Source organism: Pseudoalteromonas sp. 4NS20-0020 (assembly GCF_057554385.1).
Genome location: NZ_BAAJMI010000004.1, coordinates 192,264 through 207,675, shown reverse-complemented (window position 1 = coordinate 207,675; position 15,412 = coordinate 192,264). Strand labels below are relative to the sequence as shown.

General features: G+C 40.0%; 16 protein-coding genes. 7 read left to right on the top strand and 9 right to left on the bottom strand.

Annotated elements, in window-relative coordinates; translation table 11 throughout:
• Positions 1-2 precede the first annotated feature (2 nt).
• On the top strand, positions 3-1,043 hold the full coding sequence (locus AC27JL_RS11555; RefSeq protein ID WP_006793191.1) for a type IV pilus twitching motility protein PilT: 1,041 nt from the start codon (positions 3-5) through the stop codon (positions 1,041-1,043).
• Between the two features lie 9 nt (positions 1,044-1,052).
• Positions 1,053-2,183, top strand: coding sequence for a PilT/PilU family type 4a pilus ATPase (locus AC27JL_RS11550; RefSeq protein ID WP_008132400.1), 1,131 nt, complete (start codon positions 1,053-1,055; stop codon positions 2,181-2,183).
• A 73-nt stretch (positions 2,184-2,256) separates the two neighbouring features.
• On the opposite strand, the gene ruvX is transcribed toward AC27JL_RS11550, so the two are convergent.
• The 6 genes from ruvX to AC27JL_RS11520 all read right to left on the bottom strand — a co-directional run bounded on the left by ruvX (position 2,257) and on the right by AC27JL_RS11520 (position 6,842).
• Complete coding sequence (ruvX, locus tag AC27JL_RS11545) at positions 2,257-2,706, bottom strand: Holliday junction resolvase RuvX (protein WP_006793189.1); 450 nt, start codon at positions 2,704-2,706, stop codon at positions 2,257-2,259.
• Positions 2,707-2,834: 128 nt separating this feature from the next.
• Complete coding sequence (locus tag AC27JL_RS11540) at positions 2,835-3,392, bottom strand: YqgE/AlgH family protein (protein ID WP_008132397.1); 558 nt, start codon at positions 3,390-3,392, stop codon at positions 2,835-2,837.
• Positions 3,393-3,562: 170 nt separating this feature from the next.
• A complete protein-coding gene (gshB, locus tag AC27JL_RS11535; protein ID WP_008132396.1) occupies positions 3,563-4,513 on the bottom strand; it encodes a glutathione synthase in 951 nt (316 codons plus the stop codon).
• A 76-nt stretch (positions 4,514-4,589) separates the two neighbouring features.
• Positions 4,590-5,324, bottom strand: coding sequence for a 16S rRNA (uracil(1498)-N(3))-methyltransferase (gene rsmE / locus AC27JL_RS11530; protein WP_008132394.1), 735 nt, complete (start codon positions 5,322-5,324; stop codon positions 4,590-4,592).
• Between the two features lie 74 nt (positions 5,325-5,398).
• On the bottom strand, positions 5,399-5,875 hold the full coding sequence (locus AC27JL_RS11525) for a hypothetical protein (protein ID WP_006793185.1): 477 nt from the start codon (positions 5,873-5,875) through the stop codon (positions 5,399-5,401).
• Between the two features lie 73 nt (positions 5,876-5,948).
• A complete protein-coding gene (locus tag AC27JL_RS11520; protein WP_006793184.1) occupies positions 5,949-6,842 on the bottom strand; it encodes a DUF350 domain-containing protein in 894 nt (297 codons plus the stop codon).
• A gap of 77 nt (positions 6,843-6,919) precedes the next feature.
• On the opposite strand from AC27JL_RS11520, the gene glnE reads away from it, so the two are divergent.
• The gene (glnE, locus tag AC27JL_RS11515; protein ID WP_487195665.1) at positions 6,920-9,712 is read left to right on the top strand and encodes a bifunctional [glutamate--ammonia ligase]-adenylyl-L-tyrosine phosphorylase/[glutamate--ammonia-ligase] adenylyltransferase; all 2,793 of its coding nucleotides are present in this window, start codon (positions 6,920-6,922) and stop codon (positions 9,710-9,712) included.
• A gap of 97 nt (positions 9,713-9,809) precedes the next feature.
• On the opposite strand, the gene AC27JL_RS11510 is transcribed toward glnE, so the two are convergent.
• From AC27JL_RS11510 to tolC, 3 genes are all read right to left on the bottom strand, one after another.
• Positions 9,810-10,382 (bottom strand): toxin co-regulated pilus biosynthesis Q family protein, encoded by a 573-nt coding sequence (locus AC27JL_RS11510; protein WP_033025327.1) that lies wholly within the window; start codon positions 10,380-10,382, stop codon positions 9,810-9,812.
• A gap of 44 nt (positions 10,383-10,426) precedes the next feature.
• Positions 10,427-11,353 (bottom strand): LpxL/LpxP family Kdo(2)-lipid IV(A) lauroyl/palmitoleoyl acyltransferase, encoded by a 927-nt coding sequence (gene lpxL / locus AC27JL_RS11505; protein ID WP_277053637.1) that lies wholly within the window; start codon positions 11,351-11,353, stop codon positions 10,427-10,429.
• A 98-nt stretch (positions 11,354-11,451) separates the two neighbouring features.
• Positions 11,452-12,807 (bottom strand): outer membrane channel protein TolC, encoded by a 1,356-nt coding sequence (gene tolC, locus AC27JL_RS11500; protein WP_487195664.1) that lies wholly within the window; start codon positions 12,805-12,807, stop codon positions 11,452-11,454.
• Between the two features lie 151 nt (positions 12,808-12,958).
• Here tolC and AC27JL_RS11495 point away from each other — a divergent pair, with 151 nt between their 5' ends.
• From AC27JL_RS11495 to AC27JL_RS11480, 4 genes are read left to right on the top strand one after another with little or no spacing between them, the layout of a single operon-like run.
• Positions 12,959-13,597 carry an NUDIX domain-containing protein gene (locus AC27JL_RS11495; RefSeq protein ID WP_487195663.1) on the top strand — a complete coding sequence of 213 codons (639 nt, stop codon included), beginning with the start codon at positions 12,959-12,961 and terminating at the stop codon, positions 13,595-13,597.
• Positions 13,598-13,630: 33 nt separating this feature from the next.
• Positions 13,631-14,089, top strand: a complete 459-nt coding sequence (locus AC27JL_RS11490; RefSeq protein WP_008128954.1) for a DUF1249 domain-containing protein — start codon at positions 13,631-13,633, stop codon at positions 14,087-14,089.
• Positions 14,076-14,861, top strand: coding sequence for a metallophosphoesterase (locus AC27JL_RS11485; RefSeq protein WP_487195662.1), 786 nt, complete (start codon positions 14,076-14,078; stop codon positions 14,859-14,861). The genes AC27JL_RS11490 and AC27JL_RS11485 overlap by 14 nt, the downstream gene beginning before the upstream one ends.
• The gene (locus tag AC27JL_RS11480) at positions 14,846-15,406 is read left to right on the top strand and encodes a YqiA/YcfP family alpha/beta fold hydrolase (RefSeq protein ID WP_487195661.1); all 561 of its coding nucleotides are present in this window, start codon (positions 14,846-14,848) and stop codon (positions 15,404-15,406) included. The genes AC27JL_RS11485 and AC27JL_RS11480 overlap by 16 nt, the downstream gene beginning before the upstream one ends.
• Positions 15,407-15,412: the final 6 nt, after the last annotated feature.

The following is a 15,412-nucleotide window of genomic DNA, read 5'->3' as shown; positions in this document are numbered from 1 at the left end:
AAATGGATATTACCGAATTATTAGCGTTTAGTGTGCAACACAATGCATCCGATTTACATTTATCGTCGGGTGTTTCACCTATGATACGCGTAGATGGTGATGTTCGCCGCATTAATATACCAGCCCTTGCAGATAAAGACGTAAACAGTTTAGTTTACGATATTATGAACGATACTCAGCGCAAAGATTACGAACAAAACCTTGAGGTGGATTTTTCGTTTGAGGTTCCTAATCTTGCTCGCTTTCGTGTTAATGCCTTTAATTCAAACCGCGGTCCTGCGGCAGTATTTCGTACTATACCGAGTGAAGTATTAACACTTGATGATTTAGGCGCGCCAGATATTTTTAAAACAATATCAGACAACCCGCGTGGGTTAGTCCTAGTTACCGGGCCAACAGGGTCGGGTAAATCAACAACACTTGCGGCCATGGTTGACTACATAAATCAAAATAAACACCACCATATTTTAACGATTGAAGATCCAATCGAATTTGTTCACGATAACAAGTTAAGCTTAGTTAACCAACGTGAAGTTCATCGTGATACACACAGTTTTTCAAACGCACTACGTAGTGCGCTGCGTGAAGACCCCGATGTAATATTAGTGGGTGAGCTGCGTGATTTAGAAACGATTCGCTTAGCTATGACCGCTGCTGAAACCGGTCATTTAGTGTTTGGTACGTTGCATACAACCTCAGCACCTAAAACTATTGACCGTATTATTGATGTATTCCCTGGTGAGGAAAAAGCAATGGTACGCTCTATGTTATCAGAGTCATTGCGTGCGGTTATTTCACAAACACTCCTTAAAAAAATTGGTGGTGGGCGAGTGGCAGCTCATGAAATTATGATTGGTGTACCCGCCATACGTAACTTAATTCGAGAAGACAAAATTGCACAAATGTACTCGTCTATTCAAACTGGCGCCTCAATTGGTATGCAAACAATGGATCAATGTTTAACAAACTTAGTTAACCGAGGCATTGTGACCAACACCGCAGCGCAAGCTAAAGCGCAAGACAAAACACAATTTGGTGGTTAAGGAATTATCATGACTTTATCTTTAAACCGTTACTTAATCACTATGATTGAGAAAAAAGGCTCTGATTTATTTGTATCTAGCCGTTTACCTGTTAGTGCAAAAATAAACGGTGAATTAATTCCTTTGGGCGACGACAAACTCACTGACGAAGAGTCTTTACAGTTGGTTGAGTCTGCGATGAGCGAAAAGCAAAAAGCGGAGTTTCATGCTACTAAAGAATGTAACTTTGCTATTGCAACCGACGAAGGGCGTTTTCGTATTTCTGCGTTTTGGCAGCGCGATAGAGCAGGTATGGTTATTCGCCGAATTGTGACACAGATCCCCGATGTCAGTGATTTGGGCCTACCTTCTACACTTACCGACGTCATTATGGCTAAGCGTGGTTTAGTTCTGTTTGTTGGTGGAACAGGAACCGGTAAGTCGACCTCATTAGCAGCCCTGATTGGCTACAGAAACCGAAACCAACGAGGTCATATTTTAACAATTGAAGATCCTATTGAGTTTGTTCATGAGCATCGCAAAAGTATTATCACCCAACGCGAAGTAGGGCTCGATACAGATAGTTTTGAGTCGGCGCTCAAAAGCTCATTACGTCAAGCTCCAGATGTTATTTTAATTGGTGAAATACGCTCGCAAGAAACCATGGAATACGCATTAAGCTTTGCTGAAACAGGGCATTTATGTGTGGCTACACTACATGCCAACAATGCTAACCAAGCCATTGACCGTATTATGCATTTGGTACCAAAAGAGAAGCATGACAAGCTTAAATACGATCTAGCACTTAACTTACGTGCCATTGTAGCTCAACAATTAATACCTACCTCAGATGGCGAAGGACGCGTTGCCGCAATAGAGATATTACTTAATTCACCTATGGTGGCAGAGCTGATTAAAAACGGCGATATTGGCGGCATTAAAGAGGCCATGGCTAAATCTAACGATATGGGCATGCAAACCTTTGACCAAGCCCTTTTTGAGTTATACAGGCAGCAACGTATTAATTATGCAGATGCACTGCATCATGCTGACTCACCAAATGACTTACGCTTGATGATTAAACTGCGCAATAACGAACAACAAGGTGCGGGCTTTTTACAAGGTGTCACTATTGATGGAATGGGGGATGACGATAACTAATTAGTTATTGTTATTAAAAAAGCGCGACTTTCCAGCCGCGCTTTTTTAGTATTTAACACACCTAATTACAGCGTTACTCACCGTAAAATGATTCAAAAAAACTTTCTAAAATAATTACCGCAGACATATTATCTACATTTCCTTTACCTAAATTTTTATAACCACCTTGCTCAAATAAACGGGCTTTTGCGTCAGCAGTTGTTAGGCGCTCATCTTGTGTTTGTACAGGAATGCCATAGTGATTATGTAATCTGTTAGCAAACTTTTTAGCCTTGAATGTCACCTCTTGTGAAGTGCCATCCATATTAAGCGGTAAACCGACCACCATTAAATCTGGCTGCCATTCGTTTACTTGTACTGCGATATGATCCCAGTTTGGAATACCATCTTGCGCTTTTACGGCTTTAAGGCTTGATGCGCTGCCAGTGAGTTCTTGCCCTACGGCAATACCAATACTTTTAGTGCCAAAATCAAACCCCATTACGGTGCGCTCGCCTTGTGGTTTAAATGTTCTTTTTGTCATTGATAATGTTTTACTTAGGCTGCTTTTCAAGCCGTTATGTTAAAGGTTTACATAAAAAAATTCACTTGTAATAGCGTATCTATTTCCAAGTGAATTTATATTATGAACTTAATTTAGAAAGGGGATATTTAAGCATGCCCGGCTTCAGGGCTGAGTTGGCCTATATCAAAGCCAAGCATTGAAACGGCTTTTTCCCATCGTTTTTCAGCGGGCGTGTTAAAAATAATGGCCGGATCCGCTTCTATAATTAGCCAGCTGTTATCAAGCAGTTCTTGTTCTAGTTGGCCTTGTTCCCAACCTGCATACCCTAAGGTGATAATAAATTGCTCAGGGGCATGTGCTGTCGTTAAACTTGCTAGCACGTCTTTAGAGGTGGTGATCATAATATCACTACTGAGCTTTTGGCTTGAGGTATACCCGAGTTTAGGGGAGTGAAGCACAAAACCTCTATCTGTTTTAACTGGACCACCTGCAAACACAGCTACTTTAGCTGCTTGCTGGGTTTTGTCGTTATCGATTTCTATTTTATCAAGTAGTTCACCAACGGTTACATTGATGGGTTGGTTTATCACCAATCCCATAGCCCCATCTTCATTGTGCTCGCAAATATACGTAACAGCACGTTTAAAAAAAGGGTCTTGCATTGACGGCATGGCGATTAAAAAATGATTTTCTAATGACTGCATAGATTTCACCCTTTCAGTTAATGAATTTTGAGTATGGCACAACCCTGTATTTTATAACTAAATAAGTTAACTGATTTTATTAAAATATTAATACAGCAAGTGCTGCACTAATATTTAAACGTTAAACGCATTGTGTTCAGTCACTTTAACTTATTTAACCTGAAGCTAGACTATTTAGCTAATTTTCTCTCAATAGCATCAAAAAGAATGCCTGTGATTGATATATCATACGCGGCTTCAATTTCACGCACACACGTAGGTGCTGTTACGTTAATTTCGGTTAGTTTGTCGCCAATAATATCAAGGCCAACAAATACAAGGCCTTTTTCTTTAAGAGTGGGCGCAACGGCCTGTGCAATTCTCATATCTGACTCGCTCAATGGGCGAGCTTCACCACGACCGCCTGCGGCTAGATTTCCGCGAGTTTCACCGTTTTGTGGAATACGCGCTAAGCAGTAGGGAATGACTTCGCCGTCAACCACAAGAACGCGTTTATCGCCTTGTGTAATAGCAGGAACATAATTTTGTACCATGGCATAACGGCTGCCATGCTCGGTTAGGGTCTCGCAAATAACACCTATATTTGCATCATCTTCTTTTACACGAAAAATAGACGCGCCGCCCATACCGTCAAGTGGCTTTAAAATAATGTCTTTATGCTCAGCTAAAAATTCACGAATTTGTTTTTGGCTGCGCGTAACTAAGGTATCTGGCGTGTGTTCGCTAAACCATGCAGTAAACAGCTTTTCGTTAGCATCACGCAAGCTTTGTGGTTTATTAATAATTAACGTGCCTTCATCTTCAGCGCGCTCTAAAAGATACGTTGCGTAAATGTATTCAGTGTCAAACGGCGGATCTTTGCGCATTAAAATTACATCAAGATCGGCAAGGGCAATGGTGGTTTTTTCTTCTAGTTCGTACCATTTTTCTTCGTTGTTAAATACACGCGCTTTGGCAGCGGTGGCATAAGACTTACCTTTACGAAGTGATAAATCATCCATCTCCATATAGTAAATTTCGTAGCCACGCTCTTGCGCCTGCATCATCATTGCAAAGCCGGTGTCTTTTTTGATGTTAAACCCACTAATAGGATCTGAAATAATACCTAATTTAATTGCCATGCGCTTTGCCTTAATCTATGTGTAATTACTACTAGAGTTTGCTAATAGCTTTGATATGAGGGTGTTTTTAGCTATTTCAATTAGCTAAATCACCAAATTGTAACTGTAATGCACTTAAGACCGTTAAAGCGGCTGTTTCAGTTCGTAAAACACGTGGCCCTAAACGAATATCAACAAATTCTTGTTGTTTAGTTTGTGCCATTTCTTCGTCAGTAAAGCCGCCTTCTGGGCCGACTAAAAACCGAACGCCATCTTTAGGTACAGTAATGGTTTTAATGCTGTGTTCTGCGCGAGGGTGAAGCGTGAGCTTTATCGCGTTAGTTGATTGCTCAAGCCACTGTTTTATGTCTATAGGGGGGTGAACAACCGGTACATAATTTCGCCCCGACTGCTCGGCTGCCGCAATCGCTATTTTTTGCCATTGTTGATGCTTTTTATCAAGGCGGTCGCCAATGAGCTTTACGCCACAGCGCTGACTAAAAATAGGGGTGATTTCGGTAATACCTAACTCAACTGACTTTTGAATTGTAAAATCCATTTTATCACCACGCGATACGCATTGGCCTAAGTGAATTTTTAATGGTGATTCTACGTCGTGAGGATTAAATTGCTGTGGCATAACCACTACATTTTTTTTACTCACTTCTATAATTTCACTTAGGTATTCACCACCTTCACCATTAAAAATAGACACATGTTCGCCTACTTTCATACGAAGTACTCTGCCTATGTGGCCAGCTGCATCGTCATCGAGTGACACGGGAGTGTTTAGTGTAATAGAAGACGCTTGGTAAATATGAGGAACTCGCATGTGATTTCACTTATAAGTTGGCGATAAAGTTATATACCGCTATGTTAAGTAAGCTGCGAGCTAGGTGCAATTATTTATTGTTTATTAAGTAACTCTGTTAACTCAATAATATCGACTGATGTATCGGCTATGTCGGTATGACAAGATAGGTGGTTTGAAAAGCCTTCGTCTTTTACAGGGCTAAAAGCAAAACCGCTTTCATCTTGAGTGACTAAAAAACGTTTTTCATGCAGTGAGTTATAAATAAAACGTTGTTTTTCATCAGCCAGTAAATAATCGGTTTGATTAAACAATACACCTTTAATGTCGTGATGTTCATGCAAATAACTGGCTAGCTCAGAAACGCTAATTTCGTTTTCAAAATCGCAATAACAATAATCTTTAATGAGTTCATCAAACATCATTTTAACTAACTGGCGAGTATTAGCACCTGCAATGACTAAGGTACTTGGGGCATCTCGCTTTGCACTATTAAAATAGTGACCAGCAAACGCTCTGCTAAATTCGTTATCTATATCGATTAATAGATAGTTAGTAACTTCAAATGGCATAATGTCCCAGTGCAATTAAGCAAAGTGTTATGTAAGCAAGTTTTGTGTAAGCCCAAGCGAAAAATGTTTAATGTTAAATAGAAAACATGCTAATTAGTAAATAGCCTATTGCACAAAAAACAGCAAATTCAATACAAGCAATACCTATGTTGTCTTGATGATCAACTTCAAGTGCTGCATCAATATTGGGTAGTGATATTTTTTTTACAATAAATGTTAACGCATATAACAGTATCCACATTACACCGCAATGCATTACCAGTGTAAACAGGTTTTCAACCATTTTACCGTTTTGAAACGTAGCACTCGACAAGCCAGCATACGAGGCAAGCGCTAAACCAATTGATTTACCAGCATAGCGAATACCAATAGAGGTATTTTCTAAATTAAAATTACTTTGTAGCGAAGCGCCTTGATTGGCTTTTGCAAAACGATGTTCGCGTATTTTACTATCAAGTGCAAACATACCTTGCAGTAAAAAAAAGCTGACTAACGCGATTAATAAGTTACTGAAGCCTTGAGTGTGGGTCCATGTGTAAAGGCCTAAGGTCATAATGAAATTAGCTATTAGCATGCCAGAGTCTACTAAGGCGGCGCATACATTTTGTTTTAAAATAGCCGCTTCTTCGTTAAAACGATGCAAAATCCACTTTCGGTGAATCAAATGTCCCACTTTTATAAATGAAAACAACAACAACACTAATATCGCTACTTTAAGTGGATTAGATTGTGCGGTACTTACACTTATTTCATCAAATAAAAAGGCAATAGTTGCAATAACAACCGAAATCTCTGAAGCAAAATTGATCCCCATGGCAAAGTTATCATGCTGGGCTAATTCATCTTTAAGCGCTTGTTTTAATTTAATTTGAGTTATTATTCTTAATGAAAAAATAGTTAAGCAAATAACAGCAAAACTAATAGTAATCGCAACAAAACTAGTGTTAGATAAAGATAAATATGACATGGTTGTCCTAATTAGAGTTAACCTTTAAGGTTTTAATCATTCTAGTACGGTTACTGATGATATAAAAGAGAGGATTGATGAGTAACGCAATACAACTTCCTATTCAATTACAAAAACTTGGGTTAAAGCGCTATGAGCAGCTGTACCCGCAGCATCCTACAGAAAGCGAAGTTGTAAGGTTATTAGCGTTAAGCGACTTTGCTTGGCGCTGTATTCAGTCTCAGCCTGATTTAAAAAGCGGGTTACTATGTGAAGACGAAATTAAAAGTAGAGACATACTTTCCCCCTTCGAAAACTTAACACTGGCAGATATAAACGAAGCACAATGTCATCAAATACTTCGCAAATATCGTGAAAAATACTGGCTTAAAGTCGCTTTTTTAGATTTATGTTGTGAAAACCCAATTGCAGATAGCATTGAGTATATTAGCCAGCTCGCTGATAAGTTAATTCAAAGCGCTAACGAGTGGGCCCATGCGCAGGTGGCCACACTTAATGGTGAGCCTGTAGATGAGCAAGGGCAATCTTTGCCTTTAATGGTACTTGGTATGGGCAAGTTAGGTGGTAAAGAACTTAACTATTCTTCAGATATCGACCTTATATTTGCATACCCTCGTAGTGTTAAAACTCAAGGCGGGCGAAAAAGTATTGAGGCGCAGGTGTTTTACACAAAAGTGGCTCAAAAGCTAATAGCAGCACTTAACCAAACAACAGGGGATGGGCAGGTATTTAGGGTTGATATGCGCCTTAGGCCATTTGGTGAAAGTGGCCCATTGGTCATGAGTTTTAACGCTATTGAAGATTATTACCAAGAGCAAGGGCGTGATTGGGAGCGTTACGCCATGCTTAAAAGTCGTTTAATTGGTAGGCCCAATCACTATTGGGATGAATTTAATCAATTGCTTAAACCTTTCGTATACCGACGCTATATTGATTTTTCAGTTATTGAATCGCTTCGTAAAATGAAACTCATGATTGCACAAGAAGTTCGCCGTAAACGTTTAACCAATAATATAAAACTGGGGGCAGGCGGAATACGAGAAGTTGAATTTATTGTTCAAGCACTACAAATGGTACGCGGCGGGCGAGAGGCTAATTTACAGACGCAATCATTACTTAATGCGCTAAACCAGTTAGCACTAAACCAAGTTATTGATGACGACGAAGCAAAAGAGCTGAAAAGTAATTATCTTTATTTACGAAAAGTAGAGCAATACCTGCAAATATTCGACGACCAGCAAACGCAAACTTTGCCTGATGATGAAATAAACCAACAACGATTAAATTATCTATTAGCACAATCAGATTTTGCAGCGTCAGTAAATGAAATTGAGCAGGTAATGGCGCAGGTGCACAATGAGTTTATTCAGGTAATAGGGGAAGAAACAGAGCCACTAGACACGTGTGAAGGTGCATTTATAAGTGCGTGGGATCATTGTGATGTCAGTTTTTTAAATGAACCTAAAGACGAATGGCAAGAGCCACTGCAAGACTTTAAATTACGTTTGTCTAAAGTAAAAGTTGGAAATCGAGGGCGTGAGATTCTTGATAAACTCATGCCAGCCATGCTTAAACAGCTAAGCGACTTTAATGCCAGTGCCATAGTATTTGGTACTGTGTGCCAAATTCTTAATAAAATTATTTCGCGTACTGCCTACTTAGAATTGCTATATGAAAACCCTGGCACGTTAAAGCAGTTAGTTTCTTTGTGTTGTCATAGTAAGTGGATTGGCGAGCATATTTCTCGTTACCCAATTTTGCTTGATGAATTAATTGACCCTGCCGTGCTTTATAAACCAACACCACTTAGCGCTTATAAAGACGAAATACGTCAATATTTTTTACGCATAGAGCACGACGATTTAGAGCTACAAATGGAGTCGTTAAGGCAGTTTAAACAAACTCATCAATTACGGATAGCTGCCGCAGACGCGACTGGCGTTTTGGATGTTATGAAAGTAAGCGATCACTTAACCTCTTTGGCAGAAGCCATAGTCGAGCAGGCCGTAAACATTGCATGGCATAACACGGTAAAGCGCTTTGGCATGCCGCCAAACACTGACAATGAACACAAGGGTTTTGCCGTTATTGCCTATGGTAAAACGGGTGGTTTTGAAGTGGGCTACGACTCAGATTTAGATCTTGTGTTTGTTCACAATCACGATGGCTCGAGTCAAACCAATGGCGATAAAGCGATTGATTCTCGCCAGTTTTATTTAAAACTTGCCCAACGTTTAATGCACTTATTTAATACGCGAACGGCGTCGGGTATTTTATACGAGTTAGATACACGTCTTCGCCCAGAGGGTGCTTCGGGTTTACTTGCTATCAATTTAGAGAGCTTTAATCACTATCAACAAACACAAGCGTGGACATGGGAGCATCAAGCGCTGGTTCGTGCTCGTATTATTTTAGGTCAAAATGAGTTAGAAGAACGCTTTTCGCAAATACGTAAAAATATACTTTGCCAAGCGCGTGAAACGCCTGTGTTAAAAGATGATGTCATTAAAATGCGAGAGAAAATGCGCGGCCACCTTGCAAAAGGGAACACGCAGTTATTTGACCTAAAACAAGATGCTGGTGGCATGGCCGACATTGAATTTATTACACAATACCTTGTTCTTAAAAATGCACACGATAGCGAGCAACTAAGTGTATTTTCAGATAATGTAAGAATACTTACTGATGCTGCTAAAATAGGCTGTATTACAAAAGAGCAAAAGCAGCAGTTAATTAAAGCGTATATTGACTACCGTTCGTGTTACCACGTACTCAGCCTAGATCAGCAAGGAAAGTTAGTTGAACGCGAGCAGTTTTTACAAGACATCACTAATGTGACTGCCATTTGGAAAGCGGTTTTTGAGCTGTAGGATTTGTTCAATCACATTTATTTGCTTTATAAGCAAACACGCTCTAAGTGATGTGCTTTGATAAAAAATCACGCAAAAGCGTGATTTTTTATATAACTCAAATGTTGAGTTTTAAGCAGTTAGCGCGCACAAACTCAGAGGGCAATTCAGTAATTACTGCCGCTCTTTGCTTATTACAAAAGTAGGTGTAAACCTCGTGTTCAAAGTCATCATTTATAGCTCTGCCTACTTGGTACAGGGCTGAGGTGAAATTACTGTCGACCCTAAAATGATCTTTAACGACATAGTCTTTACTTAAGTACCAATAGAGCTCAATGCCTTCGCTTTTAGCATACTCAACTAAAACATCTTTCAATGTTGAACCGTTTTCGAAGCGCCTAGGCTCCACACTTCCTGTCCAACTTGCTGGCATGGGGGTAACAGTACGCGTACGCTGTTCTAAAACTCTATCGACAGTTTGATCTGGCTTTTTTAAACTCAATACGTATTGGTCACGCTCTTTGTTGCTTTTAACTTGATTTCGAATCGAGGCATAAAAGCGAGATAATCCTTCGGCAGCGGCATTTTTAGATTCTTTTAAATCTAATGTTGGAACATTTCCCATTAAAAAGTACGCAGCAAGCGCTATTAATATGACTGCAAATGACAAGTACCTAATCCAAAACCACATTACAACAACCACCCTTATTTGTTCCTGTTATTGTTATACCATTACTATTTGTAAAATGAAGGAGTATTTTTATCTGGTCGCGTTTTAAAACGGCGATGTAGCCACATGTATTGCTCTGGTGCGGCATTAATTGATAATTCCATGCGTTGATTAACACGCGTGACATCGGCTTTGTCATCACCGCTTGGGAAGTTTTCAAGCTCTGGAATAATTTCTAAATGGTACTTTCCATTTTCGTCTCGGCGGGTAATCAAACTCATAGTTTCGCAATTTTTACTGCCAGCAAACATCAGTGTACCTGTTGTAGTTGCGGTATCTTGCACTGCATAAAAAGGGACGAATTCGCAGCGATTACGGCCGTAGTCTTGATCGGGTAGGTAATAGCACACTTTTTTATTTTTTAAGGCTTTTAGTAAGCCTTTTACGTCTTTTTTACCGACCAAGTATTCATTAGAGCGAAGGCGGCCATTAGTCGTAAAGTACTCCATTAATGGGTTGTTGTGCGGGCGGTAAAAACCAATACCCATACAACCCAATCCCATTAATCGGCCTGCCATTTCAAGGTGTAAAACATGAGGTACTAGTAACAGTACGCCTTTTCCAGATTGTTGCACTCGTTCAAAGTGTTCAAGCCCTTTTAAAGACCCTAAAGCTTTTTTCGCTCGCCACTGCGGCCACCACCATGCCATTCCGGTTTCAACCATCGCAATGCCAGTGTTTTCCATATTTTTTAGCACCAATGCTTTTTGATCTTCGTCGCTCATATCAGGAAAGCAGCGTTTAATATTTACTTCGGCAATGTGTCGGCGGCGTTTCATGTATTTATGAACTAAACGGCCAAGTAGTTTGCCCAGGGCTAATTGAAGTTTTTGCGGAAGCCAAGAAATTAGGTATAAGAAAAAAACGCCAATCCACGTTAGCCAGTATCGAGGGCCTAAAAAAGATGCTTTAAAAGGAGATGAGGTGACCACAAAAATTGCTCTAAAATTAAAAACGCTAGTTTAACGCTAAGCGCTGTAAAATACAAAAAGCCAGCATGTAGCTGGCTTTGTATGTGTTTTGTGACTGCTTAGACTGCTTTTAAACCCTGGTTTATAGCTACTAGGTCTTTGCTTGTTAGTGTACCCGCTGCTTGCTTTAAGCGCAGAGTAGACAGGACATAACGATAACGTACATCAGCAAGGTTACGTTTAGCATTGTATAAGTTTTGTGTGCTTACAAGTACATCAACAATTGTACGCGTACCGACCTCAAAGCCTGCCTCTGTTGCTTTTAAAGCACTTTGGGCAGAAACAACTGCTTGCTCTAGCGCTTTATAGGTTGCAATGTCAGACACTACTTGATTGTAAGACGTGATAACCGTGCGGGTAATTGCGCGGTAATTGGCTTCGTAATCTTGGCTTGCTGCCACGTAAAATGCACGTGCTTGATCGGTAGCTGCTACTGTTGCCCCCCCAGAGTATAAAGGAAGGCTAAAGTTAAGGCCTACCGAGGTTGAGTCTGCACGAGGTTGTCTAGTTAGGCTTGTACCATTTATATCTGTATCTGTTAAAGAGTCGCCATAACTTGCACTTAGGGTTAGCTTTGGATAGTGGCCCGCTCTTGCCAGTTTAATTTGATCTTGGGCTATATCTACGGTTACTTTAGCAACTTGCAAGCTAATATTTTTATCTTTAGCAATATTTAAAAAGTCGCTAGAGTCTCGAGCTGGCTTAGTTGTAGAAAATGTCTCTGTATTTAAAAAGTCTAACTTAGCGTGGTATTTACCCGTAATTTCTCGTAGTTGCTCACGCGCTGTTTCTACTGAGTTATTAGCAATAATTTCTTGTGCAACAGAGTTGTCGAACTGTGCTTGTGCTTCGTGTACATCGGTAATTGCCGTTAAACCAACAGCATAACGTTGTTTAGTTTGTTCAAGCTGGCGTTCGATGGCGCGTTTTTCCGTTTTAATAAATTCAAGGTTATCAATCGCACTTAAAACGTTAAAGTAGCCTTCAGCAACACGAACAATTAAGTTTTGTTTAGCCGAGTCGTATTGAGCATTTGCTTGCAACGCTTGTTTGTCTGCAATGTCTAACGAGTTCCATGCGCCCAAATCAAATAAAGTTTGGCTTAAGCTAAGGCCACGGGTGAACTGATCAGAGTCGCTTTCGACTTTAACTTGGTTTGATAAATCCGTCACACTTTGAAAAGAGGTTGAGTCACTTTTTGTATAACCCATTGTTAAACCAATTTGCGGCAATAATGCAGCCATTGCAGTATCTGCTTGGTAAGATTGTGCGTCTGCTTGGGCTTTTGCTTTTAAAACGTTAGGATCGTTGGCCGTTGCAATTTCAAAAACTTGTAGTAAATCTTCAGCGTTTGCTGCTGTTGTGCCTAATGCGCATGATAAACTAACTAGCGCCGCAAGAATGTTCTTTTTCATGTGTTGTTCGGTCCTTAGACAATTTTTATACTAAAACCATGGTAACCTGTTTTACGTAATAACTAAAAATAAAAAGAGTAAAACAGTGCGTCGAAATGTAACAGAATATATTAACGTACTTCAAAATTTTTAATAAGTAGAGGATGCTTACGTGCCAGATAAAAAACTTGTTCAGTTTACGCATAGAGATGTCAGCGTAAAGCCGGTCAAAAATTTGTATAAAGGCTTTTTTCAGGTTGATTTGTATCAGTTTGAACATGCCTTGTTTGCGGGCGGTAAATCAGAACTTATTAGTCGCGAGATTTTAGAGCGTGGAGACGCCATTGCTGTGTTGCCTTACGACCCCATATCAGACACTGTGCTTTTAATAGAACAAATACGTATAGGGGCTATTAAAAGCAAACATTCACCTTGGCTACTAGAATGTATTGCTGGAATGACTGACGGCAGTGACGATTATGAATCGGTCGTAAAGAAAGAAGCGTACGAAGAAGCTGGGCTTAATTTAACAGAGCTTGAATTTATGCTTTCGTACCTTTCAAGCCCTGGTGGTACAACAGAGCGGTTACATTTATATCTTGCACGCGCCGATTTAAGTGACGTTGAGTCTGGTGTGTATGGCCTTGAAACCGAAGGTGAAGATATAAAAACTCATGTACTCAGCGTTGATGATGCGCTAACTCGCCTCAACAATGGTGAAATGGATAATGCTGCAACTGTTATTTGCATGCAGTGGCTTGCACTTAACCATGAAAAAATGAAACACAAGTGGACAGACTCTTCTTCATAGCCACAAATTGGCTCACAGTATAATGGTGGTATTTTGACAGTACAATTAGCAACAAATAGATATATCCAAAGCCTCCCAAAGTATTTAACGCTTTGTGAGCACAACTACTTACGACTTTTAAAATTGTTACCGGCTGAACGAGCGATTGGCTGCAGCCGAGAAGTGAAGTTGGGGAACAGTGAGTTTGCGACTAAGGTTGATGGCAGTGCAAAATACACTATGGATATTTCTATTAAGCAGCTAAGCGGCATGGTAAAGGGAATTGCACCGCTTTATTTAACTGTGAGGTTGTATCACGATGCTAAAGTCGCTGAAATTATCCATCACGATTACCATCAGCGTATTAAGCCTTCTTATGGTTACCCTAATCCAAAAATGCACCAAAAAGATGAAAAATATCAACTTAATGCATTTTTATACGACTGGCTTGTAGCCTGTGTAGAACACGGACAAGCAACGCTGAATTGGGATGTAAATAATGGCTTGGTTTGATGAACCTTACCTCATTGATAAGTCGTCGCTACACATAGCACATATTACCGATTGTCATTTATTCTCAAATAAAGCAGGTGAGTACTTTGGCGTAAATACGGCGAATTACTTTGAACAGGCGCTGGCTCATATGGCTAAGCAATCCCTTGATTTTGTAATATTTGGCGGCGACCTTACACAAGATCATAGCGCAGAGTCCTATTTTTTATTTAGTGAGCTGATTAACCAAAGTGATTTAACATGCCCTGTTTTTTGGGTTCCAGGTAACCATGATGATATTGCCCAGCTTAACCGAATGAGTGGTGGGCAAATAAATCGCGCTAAACATATAGTGGCAAATGGCGTTGAGTTACTTCTTATTAATTCTAAAGGGCCAACGCCTGCAGGGTGGGTAACAGGCACGCATTTGAATGAAATTACCGAACGGCTGTTTGCTTCGGCGAGTTCCAAAATTATGTTTTGTCACCATAACCCACTCCCCATTGATGGCTACCTAGACAAACACATGCTCGAAAACGGGCCGCAATTACTTAATATATTAGTTAATAGCGAAAACGTTTTCGGCTTGTTTCATGGTCATGTGCATAACGAATACATGCAAACGTTTAGAGCGCTTCCCATTTACGCTACCCCAGCCAGCTCAGTGCAGTTTAAAAAACACAGCCCCGAATGGATACAGCAAGACCATGGGCCAGCATACAGGCTGATATGTATCAGCACGAAAAAAGATAATATAAGCACAGATATGGAAGTAGTATGGCTAAACGGGTAATCTATATTCATGGTTTTAATAGCTCAGATAAATCATATAAAGCTGTGCGCTTTGGCGAGCTTATGGCACACTATGACGTTGACTATTGTGTACCGTGCCTAAACCATGAGCCCATACAAGCCATCATAGCGCTTGAGCAATTACTTACACCTGATACTGTTTTATTAGGTAGCTCATTAGGTGGATTTTTTGCCACGTATTTATCGCAGCGTTATCAAATTCCTGCTGTGGTTATAAATCCCGCGGTTGCGCCATACACTTTATTAAAACCGTTGCTTGGTTTAAATTATAATCCGTATCAAGATTATCATTATGAATTGAATAGCAGCCACATAGCGGCTTTAAAAGCGTTGGCTGTTGATGACCTAAAGCACCCTGAATTACTGTATTTATTACAGCAAACAGGCGATGAAGTGTTAAATTTTCAACACGCAGTAAACTATTATTCGCAATGTAAGCAAAGGATCGAGTTTGGTGGCGATCATAGCTATCTTGGCTTTGAACAAACCTTTGCAAGTATTGTAGATTTTCTTAAAATCACGTAAAACTAG

Coding starts and splice junctions, on each gene's coding strand:
- AC27JL_RS11555 (WP_006793191.1), top strand. CDS start 3: ATGGATATTACCGAATTATTAGCGTTTAGTGTGCAACACAATGCATCC.
- AC27JL_RS11550 (WP_008132400.1), top strand. CDS start 1,053: ATGACTTTATCTTTAAACCGTTACTTAATCACTATGATTGAGAAAAAA.
- ruvX (WP_006793189.1), bottom strand. CDS start 2,706: ATGACAAAAAGAACATTTAAACCACAAGGCGAGCGCACCGTAATGGGG.
- AC27JL_RS11540 (WP_008132397.1), bottom strand. CDS start 3,392: ATGCAGTCATTAGAAAATCATTTTTTAATCGCCATGCCGTCAATGCAA.
- gshB (WP_008132396.1), bottom strand. CDS start 4,513: ATGGCAATTAAATTAGGTATTATTTCAGATCCTATTAGTGGGTTTAAC.
- rsmE (WP_008132394.1), bottom strand. CDS start 5,324: ATGCGAGTTCCTCATATTTACCAAGCGTCTTCTATTACACTAAACACT.
- AC27JL_RS11525 (WP_006793185.1), bottom strand. CDS start 5,875: ATGCCATTTGAAGTTACTAACTATCTATTAATCGATATAGATAACGAA.
- AC27JL_RS11520 (WP_006793184.1), bottom strand. CDS start 6,842: ATGTCATATTTATCTTTATCTAACACTAGTTTTGTTGCGATTACTATT.
- glnE (WP_487195665.1), top strand. CDS start 6,920: ATGAGTAACGCAATACAACTTCCTATTCAATTACAAAAACTTGGGTTA.
- AC27JL_RS11510 (WP_033025327.1), bottom strand. CDS start 10,382: ATGTGGTTTTGGATTAGGTACTTGTCATTTGCAGTCATATTAATAGCG.
- tolC (WP_487195664.1), bottom strand. CDS start 12,807: ATGAAAAAGAACATTCTTGCGGCGCTAGTTAGTTTATCATGCGCATTA.
- AC27JL_RS11485 (WP_487195662.1), top strand. CDS start 14,076: ATGGCTTGGTTTGATGAACCTTACCTCATTGATAAGTCGTCGCTACAC.
- AC27JL_RS11480 (WP_487195661.1), top strand. CDS start 14,846: ATGGCTAAACGGGTAATCTATATTCATGGTTTTAATAGCTCAGATAAA.